This is a genomic window from Nannocystis punicea (assembly GCF_026965555.1).
Taxonomy (GTDB): Bacteria; Myxococcota_A; Polyangia; order Nannocystales; family Nannocystaceae; genus Nannocystis; species Nannocystis punicea.
Map to the genome: position 1 here is coordinate 5,532,917 of NZ_CP114040.1, position 20,666 is coordinate 5,553,582.

Genomic DNA, 20,666 nt, shown 5'->3' on the forward strand with positions numbered 1-20,666 from the left:
AATACGCTCGTGACGTGAAGCCCCACGCGGCGTGGTAGGGTGGGGCCCATGAGGTCCCCCCGCCTCGGCAGCGTCACGCGGACGCTCCTCCTCGCCGTCACGCCGACGCTGTGCGCCGCCGGCTGCTTCGTCGACGTCCCGCCGGCGCTGACCGGCGGGAGCAGCGACGGCGGGGACGCGACCGAGGGGACGACCACGAGCACGACCCTGGCGACCACCGGCGACATCCACGACGACACCGACGCCAGCTCGAAGGGCTGCCCGACGACGTCGCCGCCGGGCAAGTGGTACCTCGATCAGGACGGCGACGACTGGGGCGTCGAGCCGGCCCAGATCGCCTGCGACGAGCCGCCGGGGACCGCGCCGGAACGCGGCGACTGCGACGACCACGACTCCGAGCGCTTCCCCGGCTCGCTCGAGGTGTGCGACGGCGAGGACGACGACTGCGACGAGATCGTCGACGAGTTCTCGCCGGTCAACGAGGCGTGCCACGGCTGCGCCCTGGCCGAGCGCGACGGGGCGCCGCACTGGTTCTGCAAGGTCGACGCGATCGACTGGGTGGCCGCGCGCGCGGCCTGCTCGGCGCTCGGCTGGACGGTCGACCTGCTCAGCCTCCACAGCGAGGCCGACGACCTGTGGGCGCGCAAGCAGGTCGAGGCGCTGTTCGAGGGCGGCGATCCGATGGGCACGGTGTGGATCGGCCTGCGCCGCGCCGACCCGCACTGGACCGGCTGCGAGGCGAACCCGGCCCACTGGGAGTGGAGCGACGGCAGCCCGGTCGACTACTCCGCCTGGTCGATGGGACAGCCGGACTCGGCCAGCTGCGACCCGATGTGCGAGCCGGTCGACGCGCTCGACGCCGCCTGCCCGCGTGAGAACTGCGGGCAGATGCTCTACATGCTCGGCGGCTGGAACGACCGCGCCTGCTTCAGCGCGGGCGTCGGCTACGCCTGCCGCGCGGCCCCTCCGCCGTGAGCCCGGCGGCCGTTGCGGCGGCGATTTCGGTGTGGCATTCCTTGCCGACGATGACGACCCGGGCCGACCCGCGCCTCGACCTGTCCTGTGAGACATCCGGCCTGCAGCCGCGCCCGCCGGGCACCTTCGAGGTGCTGGCGCAGGCGCCGGGCTCACCGGCGCGGGCGGGGCGCCTGTGGACGGCGCACGGCCCGATCGACACCCCGTGCTTCATGCCGGTCGGCACCTACGGCGCGGTCAAGGGCCTCGACGCCGACGACCTGCGCGAGGTCGGGGCGCAGATCATCCTCGGCAACTCGTACCACCTGGGTCACCGGCCCGGCGCCGCCCGCGTCGCCGCGCTCGGCGGCCTCCACCGCATGATGGCGTGGGACCGGCCGATCCTCACCGACAGCGGCGGCTTCCAGGTGTTCAGCCTGCGCGGCCTGCAGAAGATCGACGACGCCGGGGTCTCCTATCAGACCCATTTCGACGGCTCGCGCCACCGCATGACCCCCGAGAGCGTGCTCGCCACCCAGGCCGCGCTCGGCTCCGACATCTGCATGATCCTCGACCATTGCCCGCCGGCCGACGCGGAGCCCGCGCTGATCCGCGCGGCGGTCGACCGCAGCACGCGCTGGGCGGAGGAGGCGGCGCGCCGGCGCGGGGAGATCCTGCAGCCGGGCCAGCTGTGCTTCGGCATCGTCCAGGGCGGCACGAACGTCGCCCTGCGGCGCGAGCACCTCAAGGCGCTGGCGGACCTGCCGTTCGAGGGCCTCGCGCTCGGCGGCCTCAGCGTCGGCGAGCCGATCCCCGAGATGCACGCCACGATGGCCGCCATCGGCCCGGAGATGCCGCAGGACCGCCCGCGCTACGTGATGGGCATCGGCACCCCGCACGACCTGCTGGCCGCGGTGAGCTCCGGCATCGACATGTTCGACTGCGTCATGCCGACCCGCCACGCCCGCAACGGCCAGCTGTTCACGTTCTCGGGCCGGCTGAACATCCGCCAGGCCCGCTTCCGCGACGACGACGCCCCGATCGACGCCGCCTGCGGCTGCCGCTGCTGCGCGCGCTACAGCCGGGCCTATCTGCGCCACCTCCACGAGCAGAACGAGCCGCTGTACGGCCGCCTGGCGACGATCCACAACCTGTACTTTTATCAACAATGGGTGGGCGCCCTCCGGCGCGCCTTGCGCTTCGGCCGCTTCGAGGCCCTCCGGAGCGAATTTTCATCCATTATTTCCACCGTTTACGCCGAGGGCGCGGCGGGCGAGGGCACCGTCGACGGGGTCGCCGACGCCGCCCTCGCCGCGCCGGAACCGGCGTGACAGGCCCGGGGTTCTTTGGTACCCCCCTGCGACCGGTGACCGGCCTGCGTTTTTGCACGCGTCGGCCGCCCGCGGCGGCGTCAGAACGCAGGTGCCCCCGTGGATACTCCCGTCCGGACCATCGCCATGCTCGCCACCATCCTCGCCCAGGCCCCCGCCGCTTCGAACCCGCTCAGCGGGTTCATCGTCCCGATCCTGATGTTCGCGGCCATCTACTTCATCTTGATCCGCCCGATGGGCAAGCAAGAGAAGGAGCGGAAGTCGAGGCTCGACAAGCTGGCCGCGGGCGACTCCGTGCGGCTCACCGGCGGCATCATCGGCCGCATCAGCAGCATCGACGGTCCGACCGCGATGGTCGAGGTCGCGGAGCGGGTCAAGCTCAAGGTCCTGCGGGCCGAGATCGCGGACCGCTACGACCCCGAGGCGGCGACGGCCAAGCCCGAGGCCGGCGCGGCGGCTCCCAAGTGAGGAATTTTCGGCAGGAAGCAAGGCGGACCGATGCGTAAGTTCCTCAAGACCAAGGCCCTGCTGCTCCTCCTCATGGTCGCGACCGCGGTCATGATGGTGGTGCCGTCCATCGCACAGATCCTCGGCACCGACAAAGAACTGCCGGGCTGGCTCACCAGCACCTTCGACAATCGCTTCAAGCTCGGCCTCGACCTCCAGGGCGGCCTGCACCTCGAGTACTCGGTCGCCGTCGACGAGGCGCTCGAGAACAAGCTCGACCAGATCGCGGCCGAGCTCGAGGCCGGCTTCAAGGAGAAGAAGGGCGTCGTCGTCGACATCGAGCGCATCGGCATCGACCGCCTCGACATCAAGTTCCCCGACGCGGCGCAGGTGGCCACCGCCGAGGACGACGTCATGGGCGTCGCGCTGACCGACATGGAGCGCGTCGACACCCAGGACGAGTCGGCGGGCGTCATCCACCTCAAGATGTCGGACCAGCGGATCGGCGAGCACCGCTCGCACGCGGTCGCGCAGGCGCTCGAGACGGTGCGCCGCCGCATCGACGCGATGGGCATCGCCGAGCCCAACATCTACCCGAAGAACCGCCAGATCGTGATCGAGCTGCCGGGCCTGTCGGACACCACCACCGAGATCAAGGCGGCGCGTCACGAGGTCGAGGACCGCCTGCGGCCGCTGCTGCAGCAGGCCGGCGCCAACCAGGTCATCCTCGCCGACAGCGACGAGGATCCGGGCGCCTTCCGCGTCACGCTGACCGACAAGGTCGCGCGCGACATGCTGCACCAGCTGTTCGCCGGCAAGATGATCGAGCAGACGATCATCGACGAGCGGCTCGGCACCGGCGTCGAGCTCGAGATCCTGCCCGACGATCCGGGCCGGCCGTCCGCGCCCGACACCGTCGAGGTCAAGCTCAGCGAGCGCTCGCGCGACAACATCCTCGAGGGCTCGTCCGACTTCCGCCGCCTGCTCAAGGTGGTCGAGCGCGCGGCCGTGCTCGAGATGCGCATGGTCGACGACGAGCTGCCGTTCGGGCCGGGTCAGCGCAACTACTTCCAGGCGCTGCTCGAGGGCGGCCAGATCGGCCCCGGCAGGGGCATCAGCGTCAACAAGCTGTCCAACTACGGCAGCCCGAAGGGCCACAACGTCGAGAACGTGTGGGCCTTCTACGCCAAGGACCGCAAGACGCTCGAGGACTTCTTCAACCAGCTGCCGGCGCAGTGGCGCCTGCCGGCCTCGCACCTGGTCGCCTACGGGCCCGACTCGGTGGTCATCCGCGGCGAGCCGACCCGGGTGTGGCGCACGTACATCGTCAAGGCGCGCGCCGAGGTCACCGGCGAGAGCATCCTGGCGGCCAACGTCAGCCCCGACCCGCAGACCGGCCTGCCGGGCGTCGACCTCAAGCTCGACCGCCTCGGCGCCGACCGCTTCGAGCAGATGTCGGGCGACAACATCGGCCGTCGCATGGCGATCATGCTCGACGACGCGGTCATGTCCGACCCGGTCTTCAACGACCGGATCCCCGGCGGCAACGTCCGCATCACCGTCGGCGAGACGCCCGGGCAGAGCGTCCGCGACACCGCCAACGACCTGGTCAAGGTGCTGAAGTCGGGCAGCCTGCCGGCGCGCCTGGTCAAGGAGTTCGAGATCCGCGTCGGCGCCGACCTCGGCAAAGACGCGGTCGAGAGCGGCTTCTGGGCCTTCGTCGTCGGCCTCGGCGCCGTCGTCGCCTTCATGGCCGTGTACTACCGGCTGTCGGGCCTCATCGCCGTGTTCGCCCTGGTGCTCAACGTGCTGCTGATCCTGGCGGCCATGGCGTTCTTCCAGGCGACGCTGACCTTGCCCGGCATCGCCGGCATCGTCCTCACGCTCGGCATGGCGGTCGACGCCAACGTCATCATCTACGAGCGCATCCGTGAGCTCGTGCGCGAGGGCTACACCGCCCGCGCCGCCATCGAGGCCGGCTACGACCGAGCCTTCACCACCATCCTCGACTCGCAGCTGACCACGGCGATCGCCGGCGTCGTGCTGTGGCAGTACGGCTCGGGCCCCATCCGCGGCTTCGCCATCACCCTGCTGATCGGCATCGCCACCTCGATCTTCACCGCGGTGTTCTGCACGCGCCTCTTCTTCGACTTCCAGGCCAACCGCCGCGGCTTCGACCGCGTGTCCATCTGAGGCACACCACCATGGCGCAGAAGTTCTTCGAGCTCATTCCGCCAGGCACGCGGTTCCCCTTCGTCAAGTCGGCGAAGTACTTCATCGCGTTGTCGGCCGTGCTGATGGTCATCAGCATCGCCACGATGGCCTACAACTTCAGCTCGCGCGGGTCGGCGCTGAACTTCGGCATCGACTTCGCCGGCGGCTCCTCGGTCCGCCTGCAGCTCGCGCCCGGCAAGGATGTCCCGATCCAGGAGGTCCGCGAGGCGCTCGACGCCGCCGGCTTCGAGGGCGCCTCCGCGGTCACGGTCCCCGACGCGGACAACCAGATCATCGCCCACGTCAAGGACGTGGCCTCGATCGACATGGCCACCGCCAAGGGCTGCGAGGAGGCCGTCAAGGCCTACCCGAAGGCCAAGCTCAAGCGCCCGATGTCGTACCAGGAGGGCGCGAGCAAGATGTTCTTCGTGTTCGAGTCACCGCCGGTGTACAGCGAGCTCGAGGCGCTGCTCACCAAGGCCGGCTGCGAGGGCAAGGTCGACAAGGGCACCGGCAAGCAGGACGAGTTCCCGGTCGAGGTCAGCCTGGTCGGCATGGGCTTCAAGATCCAGGACGAGCTCAACAAGGCGCTCGGCGCCGGCACGGTCACCGAGATCGTGTCGTCGGAGACCGTCGGCGCCAAGGTTGGCAGCCAGCTCAAGGCCGACGGCGTCAAGTCGCTGCTGTACGCGCTCGGCTTCATCTTCCTCTACGTGATGCTGCGCTTCGACCTGCGCTTCGCGCCAGGCGGCATCATCGCCCTCGCGCACGACGCGTTCATCACGGTCGGCGCGTTCGCGCTGACGTGGAAGGAGTTCAACCTCCAGACCATCGCCGCGCTGCTGACGATCGTCGGCTACTCGATCAACGACACCATCGTCGTGTTCGACCGCATCCGCGAGCGCGTGGCGCTGAGCCGCGACACGCCGATCGAAGAGACCACCGACGTCGCGCTCAACGAGACCCTGAGCCGCACGATCCTCACCTCGGGCACGACGCTGCTGGTGGTGCTGGCGACCTGGGCCCTCGGCAAGGGCTCGATCAAGGACTTCGCGTTCGCGCTGATGATCGGCATCGTCGTCGGCACGTACTCGTCGCTGTTCATCGCCTGCCCGGTCTTCTTGTGGGTCAACCGCCGCTTCTACGGCGGGGAGGGCCACCTGCTGACGGCCGAGGACGCCGCGGCGACGGTCGACCCGGGCACGGTGCTGGCGGCCGAGAACGCCGAGGTCGACGAGGCCACCGGTCGCGCGATCGGGGACCTGCGGGCCGAGGCGGCCGCCAGGGCCGAGGCGCAGGGCGAGGGCGAGGCAGCGAAGGGGCAAGGCGTGGGTGCGGAGGACGGAGACGAACCGGCCAAGGCCAGCCGCCGCCGCCGCCGCCAGCGGCCGCAGAGCTGAGCTCCGCGAGCCCCCCGCATGAGCTCGCGGCTCGCGCTGACGAAGCCCCGCCCGGCGCAGTCCGACGCGCCCCGTCCGGCCCCGCCGCCGCTTGTCCTTCGGGGCATGTCCTCGGAGGCAGGTGAGCTGCGGGACCGCGGCGCGGCGCTCGGCGTCGGCCCGCACGCGGTCGCGCTGATGCTCCGCCGCGGCGTCACCAGCCCGGAGGCGCAGGCGCGGGTGCTGCGGCCGCGCCTCGCCGATCTGCGGGCCCCGACCGGCATGGCCGGGTTCGAGGCGGCGCTCGAGCTGCTGCAGACGGCGCAGCAGAGGCGGCTGCGGATCGGCGTGTTCGGCGACTACGACGTCGACGGGGTCACGACCACGGCGATCCTCACCACCTACCTCGAGGCGCTCGGCATGGACGTGGTCGCGCGCGCGGCCTCGCGTGAGGGCGGCTACGGGCTGCAGGTCGAGGACGCGCGGGCGCTGCGCGAGGCGGGGGCGCAGGTCGTGCTCACCGGCGACTGCGGGACGTCCGATCACGACGCGCTCGCCTGGCTCGAAGGACAGGGCATCCCGACCGCGGTGATCGATCACCACCAGGTGCCCGAGCGCATGCCGCCGGCGCGGGCGCTGCTCAACCCGCACCAGCCCGGCTGCGGGTTCCCGTTCAAGGGCCTGTGCAGCGCCGGGGTGGCGTTCTACCTGTGCGCGTCGCTGCGCAGCGCGATGGCCCGGAAGACCCAGAGCGCGCTGCCCGACCCGCGCGCGTGGCTCGACCTCGTCGCGCTCGGCACGATCTGCGACATGGTCCCGCTGGTCGACGAGAACCGGATCCTGGTGCGCCACGGGCTCGGCGTGATCGCGTCGCGCCGCCGGCCCGGGGTGCGGGCGCTGCTCGAGGCCGCCGGCGTCGGCGAGGACGACCCGATCGACGAGACACACCTCGGCTTCCGCCTCGGACCGCGCCTCAACGCGCCGGGTCGCCTCGGGCCGGCCGAGCCGTCGCTGCTGCTGCTGCGCGCGCGCAGCTCGGTCGAGGCGCGGGCGATGGCCGAGCGGGTCGAGCACTTCAACATCCACCGCCGCGAGCACCAGGACGCGATCGTCCGCGAGGCGCTGGCCAAGCTGGCGGCCGATCCCCGCACGCCGGAGCGGCGCGGGATCGTGGTCGCCGGCGATTCGTGGCTCCACGGGATCGTCGGCATCGCGGCCGCCGGGGTGGTGGCGCAGTACCGGCGGCCGGCGCTGGTGCTGGCCGTCGATCGCGCGCGCGGGGAGGCCCGCGGGTCGGCGCGCACGGCCGGCGACATCGACGTCCACGCCGCGCTGCGCGCCTGCGCGCCGTATCTGCGGCGGTTCGGCGGCCACCGGGCGGCCGCGGGGGTGAGCCTCGACCCGGCCCAGATCCCGCAGCTCATCGAGGCCTTCGACGCGGCGGTGGCCGACCAGATCCGCGAGCGGCAGCTCGGCGAGCCGGCGCTCGAACACGACGGGCTGTTGCCGTTCGAGGCCATCGACGAGCCGCTCCTGGTCGATCTGGAGCAGCTCGCGCCCTACGGGGTCGGGTTCGCGCCGCCGCGGTTCCTGTGCGAGGACGCGGTGATCGAGCGGGTGCGGGTGCTGAAGGGCCGGCACCTGTCGCTGGCCCTGCGGCAGGGCCGGGTGGGCTTCGAGGCCATCGCCTTCGGCCAGGCCGCGGCCCACCCGAACCTCGCGCCGGGCGAGCGGGTGGCGTTCCTGTTCGTGCCGCTGCGCTCCAGTTTCCGCGGCCGGGTGCGGCTCCAGCTGATGGTCGAGTCGATGTGGCCGGCGCGCGGGTTTTGACGCCCCGATCCCCTCGGCGCTACACTCATGGGATGACGGTGTTTCGGTTGCGGTCCCGACGCGTGACGGCGCCCCGCGTGACGGCTCTCGCGGTGAGCCTGATCCTCGCCTGCGGAGCTCGCAGCGGTCCGACCGACGAGGACACCGACGGCGGCACCGGCGTGCAACCGGTCGATCCGCGCGAGGGTGGCTGCGACAACCCGATCGTCCTGCCGCTCGCCAACATCGAGGTCCGCGGGCGGTTGCAGGGGCCGAGCCGCGTCGAGGGGTGGTGCGGCGACGGCATCAACGACGCCGGCGCCGAGGACACGTACCTCATCACGCCGGCGACCGACACCGACGTGTTGTTGTTGATGCAGCCGAGCACCGAGTTCACGCCGACGCTCCGGGTCACGCGCGACGGCTGCTACATGGACGAGGCCAACCTGCCGCGGGTGTGCGCGGCGCCCTACGGCGACGTCCCGTTCCGCCACTTCTTCGCCCAGGCCGGCCACGAGTACTTCGTCACCGTCGACTCGCCGGAGGGCACCGACGGTCACTACGCGATGCAGGTGGTGTACACGGCGCCGCCGATCGAGGGCTGCACGATCCACTCGACGCAGATCGACCAGGAGATCGGCGGCTTGTTCACGTGGAGTAACGTGTTGGGCGGGCGCGCCGGATCGGTCGACGGCCGCTGCGGGGGACCTGGCGCGGAGAACATGTTCCAGCTCAACGTGTTCACGCCCGGCGCGATCACCTTCACCGTCACCGCCGACGTCTCGTTCGCGCCGGTCCTCAGCATCCGCACCGGCTGCGGCGGCTCGACCGAGCTGACCTGCACCTCGATGGTGGAGCAGGGCTCCCCGAACTTCTCGCTGACCTGGGAATTCCAGCCGGGCGTCTACTTCGTGGTCATCGACCAGAACGACGTGCTCGGCGGGTCCTACACGCTCGACGTGGCCTCCTAGCGCCCCCGGGTTCCGTCGTGTTCATCCGCCTCCGCGCCGCGCGACCGGAAGACTGGACCGGCAAGCTCAGCGACTTCGCCGTCGGCCTGGTGTTCCTGTCGGCCTCGGTCGCGGTGTTGCTGGCGCGCTTGCCCGACGCGTGGGTCGAGGCGGTCGACGGCCGGCACTGGATCATCCGCGTCGGGCTGATCGCGCTGCTGCTGTGGCTGAACCAGTGGGTCGGCAACCTGGTCCGCACGGTCCTGCCGCGCGCGCCGTACCTGTTCGGCCGCACCTTGACGGTCCGCGAGCGCGGCCGCCGGGTCCGCCTGCCGGTCCGCGAGATCGCCCGCGTCTACGTCGAGCCGCGCCCGCCCGGCGAGCGCGACACCTTCGTCGTCGCGCTCAAGAACGGCGAGACCTACGACCTGTGCCCGATCGCCTGGCAGGGCGCCGCCCGCCTGTACGCCCGCCTGGCCCGCGCGCTGCCGCGGCCGCGCTGAGCGCGAGGGCAGGGGCAGGTCCCTGCGGACAGGTACGAACGGGCATGTCCGTCCGAGCAGGTGCGGAAGAGCAGGTCCGATCGGGCAGGTCCGATCGGGCAGGCCGCGTCAGGTCGGCAGGCGCGACACCTGCAGCGTGTACTCGCTGCACGATTGGTCGTTGGCGACGCGGATCACCCGGATGAACACCTTGGCCGGCCAGGGCACGTTGTTGAGGTAGTTCGGGTTCGGGTTCGGGTTCGGGTTCGGCGGGGTGTGGGCGTCGAAGAACTCCCACTCGCGGGCGGGCGGGGTGCCGGGGCCGTAGGTCGCGTTCAGGCCCTCGAACGGCATCTTGTTGCAGGCCGTGTAGACCTCGAAGCGGTAGTCGGGGTTGGCGGGATCGCCCGGGTTGACCGCGAAGACGGCGGCGAGCTTGCCGGCGTTGGGCCGGTTGCCCATCGCCATCGCCTCCGGGAATTCGACCCAGTACCAGTCCTCCTGGCCGTTGCCGGGGCCGTTGTCGATCCCGGTGATGGAGCCCTTGATCGGCGGGACGACGCCGCCTTCGGCGATCACGCCGAGAGCGCCGGGCATGCCCTCGGCGCAGGTGTCGGAGGCCTTTTCCGGGGGCGTGACCGCGCACTCGCAGTCCGAGGCGTCCGAGGCGTCGGGGTTGGCGTCATCGCAGTCGGGGCCGGGGTCGTCGGGGCCGTACTGGTCGCAGCCGACCCAGAAGCCGTCCATGTCGGCGTCGACGCAGACGCCGCAGCTCTCCCACGAGTTGTAGCTGGCGTCGTCGCAGTCGGGCCCGGCGCTGCAGCCCTCGCCGTGGAGATCGCCGTCGTCGTCGACGCAGTTCGGGTCGGGCAGGGTGGTGGTGCCGGGGGTCGGATCGCCGGTGGGATCGCTGCCGGTCGGATCGCTCTCGGAGCTCGGCCCGGTCGGGGCGGTCGTCTCGGAGTCGGACATGCTGCCGCCGGCCGTCGGGGTGGGGTCGGTCTCGCTGCCCGGCTGCCCGGTCTCGGTCCCGGGGGTGGCGTTGCTGCCGTTCCCCTGGCTGTCGAACGGGTTGGTCGAACCGATCCCAGGATCTCCGCCGGCGCACGCGCCCAGGTGCGCAGCGGCGGCGAGCACGAGCGAGAGCCGGACGAGGGTCGGGGTAGGCCTGGACGCTCCGAGCATCCTCCCCACAATACACAAGGAGCTGCCCGCCTTCGCACTTTGGCGCATGTGAGCTCGAGGGTGGGGTCGCCTCCGCGGGTCCCGCCGGGTCGCCTTCGAGCGCCGGTTTCGCGGTCGCGATCCGGGAGACGCAAACGTCGCTGACAAACGTCGCCGGCGACGCGCCGGAGGCGAGCGGCTTTGGTACGATGCCGCCCGACCTTGCCCGAGCTGTTCAAAGCGCTGGCGAGCTACATCCCGGCAATCGTCACGCGGCGGCTCTCGGTCGACCCGCGTCCGCTGCATCAGCCCCAAGCCGAGATCGTGGCCGCCGCAGTCCTCTGCGCCGACGTCTCCGGCTTTACGGCCCTGACCGAGGCGCTCGCCAAGCAAGGGCCCGCGGGCGTCGAGAAGGTGGCCGCGGGTCTCAACACGTATTTCGGCCGGCTGATCGAGATCACCGCGGCGCACGGCGGCGACGTCGTCAAGTTCGCCGGCGACGCGCTCACGGCGGTGTGGGTCGCCGAGGGCTCGTCTGCCCGCGCGGCCGAGGCCGCGGTCGCGTGCGGCCTGGCGATCCAGGCCGCCCTGCACGCGTGCCCGATCGACGACGGCATCGAGCTGTCGCTGCGGATCGGCGTGGCCGCCGGACGGATCGCGCTGGTGCACGTCGGCGGGCTCGGGGGGCGCTGGGAGCTGGTGCTCGTCGGCCCCGCGATCGAGGCGGTGCGGCGGGCCCAGACGTTCGCGCGGCCCGGCGAGGTGGTGATCGATCGCCGCGTGTGGACCATGCTGGGCACGCGCGTCGACGGTGAGAGCCGCGGCGAGCACGGGTTCGGCCGCGTCGTCGGCGTGCGCGAGCCGGTGGTGCCGACGCCGCTGGTGCGGCCGCAGCTGCCCGACGCCGCCGAGGACGCGCTGCGAGGCTACGTGCCGCCGGCGGTGATCGCCCGCCTGTCGGCCGGGCAGAGCAGCTTCCTCGCCGAGCTGCGCCGGCTCAGCGTCCTGTTCATCAACTTCCCCGACCTCAAGCACCAGACGCCGCTGATGGAGGCGCAGGAGGTCATGATCGCGGTGCAGCAGATCGTCGAGGCGTGGGAGGGCACGATCGGCCACCTCAGCGTCGACGATCACGGGACCACCGTGCTGGTCGCGTTCGGCCTGCCGCCGCTGGCCCACGAGGACGATCCGGGGCGCGCCATCGAGGCCGCGCAGCAGGTCCGCGAGCTGCACAAGCGCCTCGGCTGGCGGGCCACCTGCGGGATCGCCTCCGGGCGGGCCTTCTGCGGCACCGTCGGCAGCGCCGAACGTTGCGAGTACACGGTCCTCGGCGACGTGGTCAACCTGGCCGCGCGGTTGATGCAGGCCGGCGACGGCAAGTCGGTCCTGTGCGACCACTACACCTTCGTCGCCACCCGCGGGCAGTTCCTGTTCGATCCCCTGCCGCCGATCTCGGTCAAGGGCAAGGAAGGGACGATCTCGATCTACACCCCGGCCAGCGCGAGGCTGCCGGGGCGCAGCCAGCAGCAGCGGGCCGTCTCGGGCCCGCTGCCGGTGGCGGGCGCGCCCAAGGCCACTCTGGTCGGCCGCATGCGCGAGCGCGGCGTGCTGATCAACGGCCTGCACGAGGTGCTGCGGGGCCGCAGCGCCACCATCGTGGTCGAGGGCGAGGCCGGGCTCGGCAAGACGCGCCTGGCCGACGACCTGCTCGAACAGGCCGAGGCCGCCGGGGCGCAGCGCCTGCTCGGCGCGCGCGAGATCAGCGAAGCGGCCGGCCCGTACCACGCGTGGCTGCCGATCTTCGCCACCATCTTCGGCCTGAACCAAGGGACAGATCAGGGCTCCGACCCGTGGCAGCGGGTGGTCTCGGGGCTGCGGCGGCTGGTGCCGGGGGCGGTGCCGCGGGCGCCGTTGCTCGGCGCGGTGCTGCCGATCGACGCCGTCGACAACGACCGCACCGCGCCGCTGCAGGGCCGCGCGCGCGCCGAGCAGACCCGCGTGCTGCTGGTCCAGATCCTGCTCGCGTACCTCAAGGGCAACCCGGCGGTGCTGCTGCTGGAGGACGCCCAGCGGTTCGACTCGGCCTCGTGGGCGCTGCTGGCCGACGTGCGCGAGGAGGTCCAGCCGCTCCTGTGCGTCATCGTCACCGGGCCGGTCGACAGCGACACCGCCGCGGCCGAGCTGCGGCAGATCCTCGCCGACCACGGCACCTATCACCTGCAGCTGCAGCCGCTGTCGCTGGCCGAGACCGAGAACCTGGTGTGCCGCCGCCTCGGCGTGTCGCGCCTGCCGCCCGAGGTCGCCAGCTTCATCTACGAGCGCGCCGAGGGCCACCCGTTCTTCTCCGAGGAGCTGGCCTCGGCGCTGCGCGACGCCGGCTTCATCACCATCTGGAACGGCGAGTGCCTGCTGTCCCATGAGGCAGGTGACCTGCGCACCGCCAAGTTCCCCGACAACCTCGAGGCGGTCATCACGAGCCGCATCGATCGCCTGCAGCAGCAGCACCAGCTGGTGCTCAAGGTCGGCGCGGTGCTCGGGCGCGTGTTCTCGCTGAGCCTGCTGCGCGGGATCTACCCGATCGAGGCCGACAAGGCCCAGCTGCCCGAGTACCTGCAGGCGCTCGAGCGCCGCGGCCTCCTGGTGCCCAAGCCCCACGCGGCCGAGGGCACCTTCCTGTTCAAGCACGCGCTGACGCAGGAGGTCGCCTACAACCTGCTGCCGTTCGCTCAGCGGCAGCAGCTGCACCAGGCGGTCGCCGAGCACTTCGAGCGCGCGCACGGCAGCAAGCTCGAGCTGTACTACCCGCTGCTGGCGCACCACTGGTACCGCGTGGTCGCCTCGTCGGCGCTGGTGCCGGGCGGCGGGCGACCGAGCCCGGAGCTGATCGGTCGCGCGGTGCTCTACCTGCAGCGCGCCGGCGAGCAGGCGATCCGCAACGACGCCGGGCAGGAGGCCGTGCAGCACTACAGCCACTCGATCGAGCTGCTGCGCCACCTGCCCGAGAGCCCCGAGCGGGTCGAGCAGGAGATCGGGCTGCAGATCGGCCTCGGCAACGCCCAGGTAGCGACGCTCGGCTTCGGCTCCGACGAGGTCGAGCAGACCTTCGCCCGGGCCCGCGAGCTGTGCCGCGAGGTCGGCGACACGCGCCACCTGTTCCCGGTGCTGTTCGGCCTGTGGCAGCACTACGTCGTGCGCGCCCAGCTCGACGTGGCCCGCGAGCTCGCCGAGCAGATGTTGATGTTCGCCGAGCGCCGGCGCCAGCGCGTGCCGCTGCTGGTGTCGCACCGCGGGCTCGGCACGCAGCTGTTCCACCAGGGCGACTACGAACGCTCGCGCGCCCACCTCGAGCGCTCGGTCGTCCTCTACGCCCCCGACTTCGACCGCAACCTCGGCCACCTCTACATCCACGACCCGCGGATCGCCGCCCTGGCGATCCTCTCGCTGACGCTGTGGATGCTCGGCCGCACCGCCGAGGCGCTCGAGCGCAGCCGCGTGTCGGTGGCCCTGGCCCGCGAGCTCGGCCACGGCTTCTCCACCACGTTCGCGCTGGTGACCGCGGCGATCCTGCGCCAGATCCTCCGCGACGTCGACGGCGCCCGCACCCTCGCCGACCAGGTCTACCAGCTCAAGGCCGAGGCCACTCTCGGCGCGTGGGTCAGCTTCGCCGACGCCATCCGCGCCTGGGCGATGGCCGAGCTCGGCCAGCACGACGAGGGCCTCGACCTGCTGCGCCAGGCGCTCATCGAGCTGCAGGCCGCGGGCATGGGCATGTTCATGCCGTGGACCTTCTCTGTCTTCGCCGACCTGTGCATGAGGGCAGGTCGCGTCGACGAGGCGCTCAGCGTGATCGCCGAGGCGATGGAGTCGTCGCGGCTCAGCGGGGCGCGCTGGTGGGAGGCCGAGCTGATGCGCCAGCGCGCCGAGCTCGCGCACGCGACCGGCGACGTCGACGAGGCCTCGGAGCTGCTGCGCGACGCCCTCGCGCTCGCGCGTGAGCAAGGCGCGCGCGCGCTCGAGCTGCGCGCCGGCCTCAGCGTCGCCCGCCTGTTCCCCGACGATCCGACGGCGCGGGCCCGCCTGCGAGCGCTTCACGACGACCTGGTCGACAAGGTCGACGACGTGCTGCTGGCGGCGCTGGCGGCGGCCGCAGCCGGCAGTTGAGGGCCCGGGCCGCGGCGGCGGCATCTGTTATGGTTGCCGGGCCATGTGGAAGAAGCTGGCGATCTTCCTGCTCGTGCTGCTGCTGCTGGCCGGCGGCGTCGTCACCTACTTGTGGCTGCAGGTCACTGCGCTGCCCGACTGGTACACCGAGCTGGCCAAGGAGGACGCGCCGGCGGCCGCCGAGGACGCCGGCGGGAAGCTGCAGTGGCAGCCGGCGGAGGGCCAGGCCGGCCGCAAGGAGCTGCGCAACTTCCACCGCAAGGCCGCCCGCTCGGCCCCCGAGGTCAAGGAGGTCATCAAGGCCTCGCGCGCGACCTTCGAGGACGGCCAGCTCGAGGCCGGCGTGGTCGCCGACCTGCGCAAGCTGCCCAAGGACAAGATGAGCGGCGACCAGCAGGGCCTGTTCGAGCGCGCCCGCGAGGCGTTCCCGTCGCTGACCGAGCGCGACGTGTACATCGGCGTCGAGGACCCGTCGCCGGTGATGAAGGACGGGCGCGTCACCATCGGCCCGAGCGCGCGGGTCAAGATCGGCAAGTTCACGTACTCGCTCGACGGCGCGGCCGAGAAGCTCGGCATGACGCCCGACAAGCTGCGCGCCGAGCTCGAGAAGCACATGCGCGAGCTCGGCGTCGCGGCGCCGGACTGAGGCACGGGTCGAAGAGACATGTACATCCGGACATGCTCGATCGGGCATGTCCGGACGGGCATGAGCGTTCGCGCATGTCGGATGGGCCAGCCCCTCCGTCCGGCCTCGCGGCTCACAGGAGCGGCGAGAGCAGGCGGGCGAAGCCCTCGCCGAGGCGGCGCGGCAGCGACTGCTGCTTGCGCGACTCGGGCCGCACCTCGAGCGCCCGGGCCAGCTCGCGCGTGAACACCTCGGCGAGGTCGAGGGTGAGCCGGCGGTCGTAGAACAGGGCGGTGACCTCGTAGTTGAGGTAGAAGCTGCGCACGTCCATGTTGGCCGAGCCGATCGCGGCCACCCGGTCGTCGACCAGCAGGTACTTCGCGTGCAGCATGCCGGGCAGGTACTCGTAGATCCGGCAGCCGGCGGCCAGCAGCTCGTCGTAGTAGCTGGCGCCGGCGAGGCTGACGAGGCTCGAGTCGTTGTTGCGCGGCAGCGGCACCAGCAGGCGCAGGTCGCAGCCGCGCAGCGCCGCGGTCTTGAGCGCGAGCGACAGCGGCTCGTCGGGTACGAAGTAGGGCGTGGCGATCCAGCAGCGCTCCTGCGCCGAGGCGATCGCGGCGGTGAACTGGGCCGCGATCGCGTCGATGAACGGCAGGTCGGGCCCGCTGGGGACGATCTGCAGCATCGGCCCGCACGAGTGGCCGGGTGGGCGCGCCAGCAGGTCGGCGAGCTGGCGCGCGAACGCCGGGTCCTCGGCGTGATCGTCGGAGTGCGCGGCCAGCCAGTCCTCGAGGAAGATGGCCTGCAGGCCGAGCACTGCGTCGCCGGTGATCCGCACCTGGAGGTCCGACCACGGCCGCGCCCCGAGCCCGCGCCCGAGGTACTCGTCGCCGACGTTGAGGCCGCCGGTGAAGCCGAGGTCGCCGTCGACGATGACGATCTTGCGGTGGTTGCGGAAGTTGATCATGAGCGGGCGGTAGCGCAGCCGCACCGCGCCGAAGGTCAGGACCTGCCCGCCGGCCGCGATGAGGCGGTCGAACAGCTCGCGCGGGGTGCCGAGGCAGCCGAACTCGTCGTAGAGCAGCCGCACGTCGACGCCGGCGCGCGCGCGCTCGCACAGGAGCTCGATCCAGCGCCGGCCGGTGTCGTCGTCGCGCCAGATGTACATGGCGATGTGGATCTGCTGCTTCGCGCCGGCGAGCGCGGCCTCCATCGCCGCGAACGCCTGCGCCGGATCGGCCAGCAGGTCGACCGCGTCGGCCCGCCGCAGCGGCGCGGCCGAGCTGTTGAGCGCGAGCGCGACCAGCCCGCGAAGCGGCTGGTCGAGCTCCTCCAGCGGCGTCTCGAGCGGCAACAGGCCGCGCGTGACGTCGGTCGGGTTGACGCTGCGCCGCGCTCGCAACCGCCGGCGCCGCCGCACGCCGGCCCGCCCGAGCAGGAAGTAGAGGCACAGGCCGAACAGCGGGAGGAAGATCAGCGCGAGCAACCACGCGAGCGCGGCGCTCGGCCGCCGTCGCTCCAGCAGCACCAGCGCCGTGATGCCGATCACGTAGAGGACGGTGACGAGCTGGATGAACCAGAGCTCGGTGAAGACTTCAGGCAACGCGCGACAAGTGTAGCGCGGCGAGCGGCAGCTATAGTTACGCCGATGTCCTCGGAGCGTCTCGTCCCGCACAACCCGGCCACCGGCCAGCCGCTCGATCCGGTCGACTGCACCACGCCCGAGGGGGTCCGCGAGGTCGTCGCTCGCGCCCGCTCGGCCCAGCGCGCCTGGGCGGCCACCGCCGCCGACGCACGCGCGACGCAGATCCGGGCCGTGGCGAAGGCCATCGGCGACCACGCCGACGCGCTGGCCCGCTCGATCAGCGACGAGATGGGCAAGCCGATCCGCGAGGCCAGGTCCGAGGCCCGCAGCATCGCCGCCCGCGTCGAGTCGTTCGTCCGCGCCGCCGATCAGGCGCTCGCCGACGAAGACGGGGTCGAGAACGGGATCCGCGTGCGTGTGCGCTGGCGTCCGCTCGGGGTCGTGGGAGTGATCGCCCCGTGGAATTACCCGGTGGCGACGCCGAGCAACCTGCTGCTGTCGGCGCTGCTCACCGGCAACGCGGCGGTGTTCAAGCCGTCGGAGTACACGCCGCACACCGGAGCGCTGCTCCACCGCCTGTACGCCGAGACATTGCCCGAAGGACTGGTCGGCCTGGTCCAAGGGGCAGGTGCGGTCGGGGCCGCGCTGGTCGCCAGCGACGTCGACATGATCGCGTTCACCGGCTCGATCGCCACCGGCCAGGCGATCATGCGCGAGGCGGCGGCGACGATGAAGCGGCTGGTGCTCGAGCTCGGCGGCAAGGATCCGATGCTGGTGCTGCCCGGCGCCGATCTGCAGGCCGCGGCCCGCCACGCCGCCGACGAGGCGCTGCGCAACGCCGGGCAGGTGTGCGTCAGCGTCGAGCGCATCATCGTCCACGCCGACGTCGCCGGCGAGTTCACCCGCCGCGTCGCCGAGCTGGTGCGCGCGGTGAAGCCCGGCGATCCGCGCGACGAGTCCACCACGTTCGGGCCGATGGCCAGCGCTCGCCAGCGCGACCTGGTGCTCGCGCAGCTGGCCGACGCCCGCAGTCACGGCGCGACCTTCGTGATCGAGGGCCAGGCGCAGGGCCCCGGCTACTACCTCACGCCCAGCGTCGTCACCGACCTCAAGCCGGAGATGACTCTGGTCAAGGACGAGACCTTCGGTCCGGTGGTGGCGATCCAGGTCGCGCGCGACGTCGACGAGGCAGTGGAGATGGCCAACGACACCCGCTACGGGCTCGGGGCGAGCGTGTGGGGCGCGCCGGGGCCGGAGCTCGACGCGGTCGCCGATCGCATCGAGGCCGGCATGGTCGGGGTCAACCGCGGCCTGTCCACCGCCGCCGGCGGACCGTGGGTCGGCTGGAAGATGTCGGGCCTCGGCTACACGCGCAGCGTCACCGGCATGCGTCACTTCCTTCAGCCGCAGTCGCAAGCGCGTCGCGCCGAGTGACGGGCCCCTCGTCGGGCCCGGCGGCCGTCGCGCTACGCGGCGGCGGGTAGGCTACGCGGTTGCTGAAGTCGCGAGTCCGGCGGCCTACGATGTTGCAGTCCTCGCATGGTGGTTGCCGGTGACGCGGCGAAGCAGACGTGGCCGTCGCCGCGTCTGAACCCGCCACATCGTTGGCATTGCAACAACGTGGGCCCGCAGCCTACGTGATTGCTGCACGCGGACCGGCGGCCCCGGTGCCTGGCGAAGGACCGCAGGGCGCAGCGGCGGGCTACCTCGTTGAAGTGGCGGGCTACCTCGTTGAAGCTCAGAGGTCCGGCCGACTACCTCGTTGAAGCGTGGGCGGGCAGGGCGGCCCGAAGGCGGTGGGGCTACCTGGTTGCAGCCGCGGTCGCGGCGCGGCCGCCTGCGCGGGGCGCACCTGCCGGTCGGGCGTCGCGGGGCTCCTGGCGAACGCGCGCATTTGTTATGGTTCGGTCGTGGGCCTGCTCTCCAGCCTGCTCGCCGAGGCGGCCACCAGCCGCCCGGGCGAGGTCGTGATCGAGACCGACCAGCCGCTGCGACTCGTGCACACGCAGGGCGGGGCGACGCTGGGCGAGGCGCTGTCGGGCGAGATCGTGTTCGACGCGCTGGTCGAGGTGCTCTCGTGCGAGCAGCAGGCCGACCTCGCGCTGGGCGAGCCGGTCAAGTTCGACCTGATGGTCGACCAGGTCATGTGGCACCTGGTCGGAGAGACAGCTCGAGAGATGACCTCGGTGCGCGCGCGGCCGGGCGCCGACGGGTTCGAGTCCAGCGACAGCGTCAACATCGCGCTCGACGAGCCCGAGGCGCCGATCGAGCCGACGCGGCAGCCGCGACGCCACGCGAGCGGATCGGCCGACATCGACATCGAGATCCAGATCGACGACGACGCGCTCGAGGAGCGCGCCGGCGTGCGCCTCGCGGCCTTGCGTCCGCTCGCCGTCGAGGCCGAGCCGCGCGTCGGCTGGCCGCGCCGGATCGCCGGCACCGGCTGGAACGGGCGCGCCGAGTCGCCGCGTCGACGCGGTCCGGCGCCGGCGCGAGAGACGGGCCGCCGCGAGGACCTCGACGCGATGGCGCTGGCGATCCCGAGCGGCACTCTGGCGTTCCTGCACCGCGCCGACGGCGGGGCCGAGGCGCTGGCCCGGGCGCTCGGCTGGCCGCTGCGGACGATCGGCGAGCGCGACACGCCCGATCGCGTCTGGGCCGAGTGCAGCGCGCTGCCCGAGGGCGCGGCGTTGGTGGTGCGGCTCGAAGATCCGAGCGCGTGGCTGCCGTGGCTGCTCCGCCGGGTCGAGGAGGGCAGGCGCGTCCTCGTCGAGACGCAGGCGACCTCGCCCGCAGGCGCGCGACGGATCGCGCTCGGCGTCGCCGCGACCGACCGCGCCGCGGCCTGGCTGTCGGCGATCCGGGTCGTCCACGCGGCGCTGCTCGGCGGCGAGTGGACGTTGCTGTCCTTCGAGACCTGATTCGAGGGGCAGGTGAGGAGTTTCGGCCGGCGCGGCGAGCGGCGCTCGCAGGGCTGCGTCCGCGTGGGGTCCGTGCAGCGGGCTAGCGGCTGGCCTCTTCGACATGATTCAAAGGACAGCCCGCCACGAGCGGTCTGACTGGGAGAACACGCCTCGCGGCCGCGACGGCCGGCACGAGAGGTGAGGCGCGGGCGCCCGCGTCGTTCGGCGGTCTAGCTGTCCTCGGAGACCTGGTTCAAAGCACAGGTCCGGAGCTCGTTCGCTGGACCCGGAGGGTCTCACTCTTCGCCGTCTTGCGGCTCCTGGGCGGCGGCCAGCGAACCCTTGACGCCCTCCTGCGCGATCTGCTGATAGAGCTCCTCGCGATAGACCGGCAGGCCTTGCGGGGCCGAGATCCCCAGGCGAACCTGACGCCCGCGGATCTCTCGGACAACGATCTCGATGTTGTCCCCGATCCGGATCTTCTGCCCGACTTTTCTGGTTAGCGTCAACATGGAAACCCTCCGTGGCGGAGCGGGTGCACCCTCATGAGTATCACGACGAAGCGATCTTCGTACCGGATAGCTATTGAGGAATATCGAGTTTTCTGCAAGAGCTTCTTTCGCGCGTGACAGGCTGATTCCGCTCGGATTGAGGCCGAATGC

General features: G+C 71.9%; 15 protein-coding genes. 12 read left to right on the forward strand and 3 right to left on the reverse strand.

What is annotated here, in order from left to right; genetic code table 11:
- Positions 1–48: 48 nt before the first annotated feature.
- From O0S08_RS21350 to O0S08_RS21385, 8 genes are all read left to right on the forward strand, one after another.
- On the forward strand, positions 49–975 hold the full coding sequence (locus O0S08_RS21350; RefSeq protein ID WP_269041046.1) for a MopE-related protein: 927 nt from the start codon (positions 49–51) through the stop codon (positions 973–975).
- Positions 976–1,025: 50 nt separating this feature from the next.
- Positions 1,026–2,285, forward strand: coding sequence for a tRNA guanosine(34) transglycosylase Tgt (tgt, locus tag O0S08_RS21355; RefSeq protein ID WP_269041047.1), 1,260 nt, complete (start codon positions 1,026–1,028; stop codon positions 2,283–2,285).
- A gap of 99 nt (positions 2,286–2,384) precedes the next feature.
- A complete protein-coding gene (yajC, locus tag O0S08_RS21360; protein ID WP_269041048.1) occupies positions 2,385–2,753 on the forward strand; it encodes a preprotein translocase subunit YajC in 369 nt (122 codons plus the stop codon).
- Positions 2,754–2,783: 30 nt separating this feature from the next.
- A complete protein-coding gene (secD, locus tag O0S08_RS21365; protein WP_269041049.1) occupies positions 2,784–4,925 on the forward strand; it encodes a protein translocase subunit SecD in 2,142 nt (713 codons plus the stop codon).
- An 11-nt stretch (positions 4,926–4,936) separates the two neighbouring features.
- A complete protein-coding gene (gene secF, locus O0S08_RS21370) occupies positions 4,937–6,346 on the forward strand; it encodes a protein translocase subunit SecF (protein WP_269041050.1) in 1,410 nt (469 codons plus the stop codon).
- Between the two features lie 105 nt (positions 6,347–6,451).
- Positions 6,452–8,155 carry a single-stranded-DNA-specific exonuclease RecJ gene (gene recJ, locus O0S08_RS21375; protein WP_269041051.1) on the forward strand — a complete coding sequence of 568 codons (1,704 nt, stop codon included), beginning with the start codon at positions 6,452–6,454 and terminating at the stop codon, positions 8,153–8,155.
- A gap of 92 nt (positions 8,156–8,247) precedes the next feature.
- Positions 8,248–9,105, forward strand: coding sequence for a hypothetical protein (locus tag O0S08_RS21380; protein ID WP_269041052.1), 858 nt, complete (start codon positions 8,248–8,250; stop codon positions 9,103–9,105).
- 17 nt (positions 9,106–9,122) lie between these two features.
- Positions 9,123–9,587 (forward strand): hypothetical protein, encoded by a 465-nt coding sequence (locus tag O0S08_RS21385; RefSeq protein ID WP_269041053.1) that lies wholly within the window; start codon positions 9,123–9,125, stop codon positions 9,585–9,587.
- A 108-nt stretch (positions 9,588–9,695) separates the two neighbouring features.
- Here O0S08_RS21385 and O0S08_RS21390 read toward each other — a convergent pair whose 3' ends face one another.
- Positions 9,696–10,751 carry a hypothetical protein gene (locus O0S08_RS21390; protein WP_269041054.1) on the reverse strand — a complete coding sequence of 352 codons (1,056 nt, stop codon included), beginning with the start codon at positions 10,749–10,751 and terminating at the stop codon, positions 9,696–9,698.
- 201 nt (positions 10,752–10,952) lie between these two features.
- On the opposite strand from O0S08_RS21390, the gene O0S08_RS21395 reads away from it, so the two are divergent.
- Complete coding sequence (locus O0S08_RS21395) at positions 10,953–14,891, forward strand: adenylate/guanylate cyclase domain-containing protein (protein ID WP_269041055.1); 3,939 nt, start codon at positions 10,953–10,955, stop codon at positions 14,889–14,891.
- 43 nt (positions 14,892–14,934) lie between these two features.
- Entirely contained in the window at positions 14,935–15,537 is a 603-nt protein-coding gene (locus O0S08_RS21400) for a hypothetical protein (protein ID WP_269041056.1), read from the forward strand.
- Positions 15,538–15,649: 112 nt separating this feature from the next.
- Here the strand turns inward: O0S08_RS21400 and cls are convergent, their stop codons facing one another.
- Positions 15,650–17,119 carry a cardiolipin synthase gene (gene cls / locus O0S08_RS21405; RefSeq protein WP_269041057.1) on the reverse strand — a complete coding sequence of 490 codons (1,470 nt, stop codon included), beginning with the start codon at positions 17,117–17,119 and terminating at the stop codon, positions 15,650–15,652.
- A gap of 45 nt (positions 17,120–17,164) precedes the next feature.
- On the opposite strand from cls, the gene O0S08_RS21410 reads away from it, so the two are divergent.
- Both O0S08_RS21410 and O0S08_RS21415 read left to right on the forward strand, forming a co-directional pair.
- Positions 17,165–18,535 carry an aldehyde dehydrogenase family protein gene (locus O0S08_RS21410; protein WP_269041058.1) on the forward strand — a complete coding sequence of 457 codons (1,371 nt, stop codon included), beginning with the start codon at positions 17,165–17,167 and terminating at the stop codon, positions 18,533–18,535.
- 476 nt (positions 18,536–19,011) lie between these two features.
- On the forward strand, positions 19,012–20,022 hold the full coding sequence (locus O0S08_RS21415) for a hypothetical protein (protein WP_269041059.1): 1,011 nt from the start codon (positions 19,012–19,014) through the stop codon (positions 20,020–20,022).
- Between the two features lie 278 nt (positions 20,023–20,300).
- Here O0S08_RS21415 and csrA read toward each other — a convergent pair whose 3' ends face one another.
- Positions 20,301–20,516, reverse strand: a complete 216-nt coding sequence (gene csrA, locus O0S08_RS21420; RefSeq protein WP_269041060.1) for a carbon storage regulator CsrA — start codon at positions 20,514–20,516, stop codon at positions 20,301–20,303.
- Positions 20,517–20,666: the final 150 nt, after the last annotated feature.

Bases quoted from the DNA above. Each gene is read 5' to 3' on its own strand.
- recJ (WP_269041051.1), top strand. From the start codon at position 6,452: ATGTCCTCGGAGGCAGGTGAGCTGCGGGACCGCGGCGCGGCGCTCGGC.
- O0S08_RS21400 (WP_269041056.1), top strand. From the start codon at position 14,935: ATGTGGAAGAAGCTGGCGATCTTCCTGCTCGTGCTGCTGCTGCTGGCC.
- csrA (WP_269041060.1), bottom strand. From the start codon at position 20,516: ATGTTGACGCTAACCAGAAAAGTCGGGCAGAAGATCCGGATCGGGGAC.
- tgt (WP_269041047.1), top strand. From the start codon at position 1,026: ATGACGACCCGGGCCGACCCGCGCCTCGACCTGTCCTGTGAGACATCC.
- secF (WP_269041050.1), top strand. From the start codon at position 4,937: ATGGCGCAGAAGTTCTTCGAGCTCATTCCGCCAGGCACGCGGTTCCCC.
- secD (WP_269041049.1), top strand. From the start codon at position 2,784: ATGCGTAAGTTCCTCAAGACCAAGGCCCTGCTGCTCCTCCTCATGGTC.
- O0S08_RS21410 (WP_269041058.1), top strand. From the start codon at position 17,165: ATGTCCTCGGAGCGTCTCGTCCCGCACAACCCGGCCACCGGCCAGCCG.
- O0S08_RS21390 (WP_269041054.1), bottom strand. From the start codon at position 10,751: ATGCTCGGAGCGTCCAGGCCTACCCCGACCCTCGTCCGGCTCTCGCTC.
- O0S08_RS21350 (WP_269041046.1), top strand. From the start codon at position 49: ATGAGGTCCCCCCGCCTCGGCAGCGTCACGCGGACGCTCCTCCTCGCC.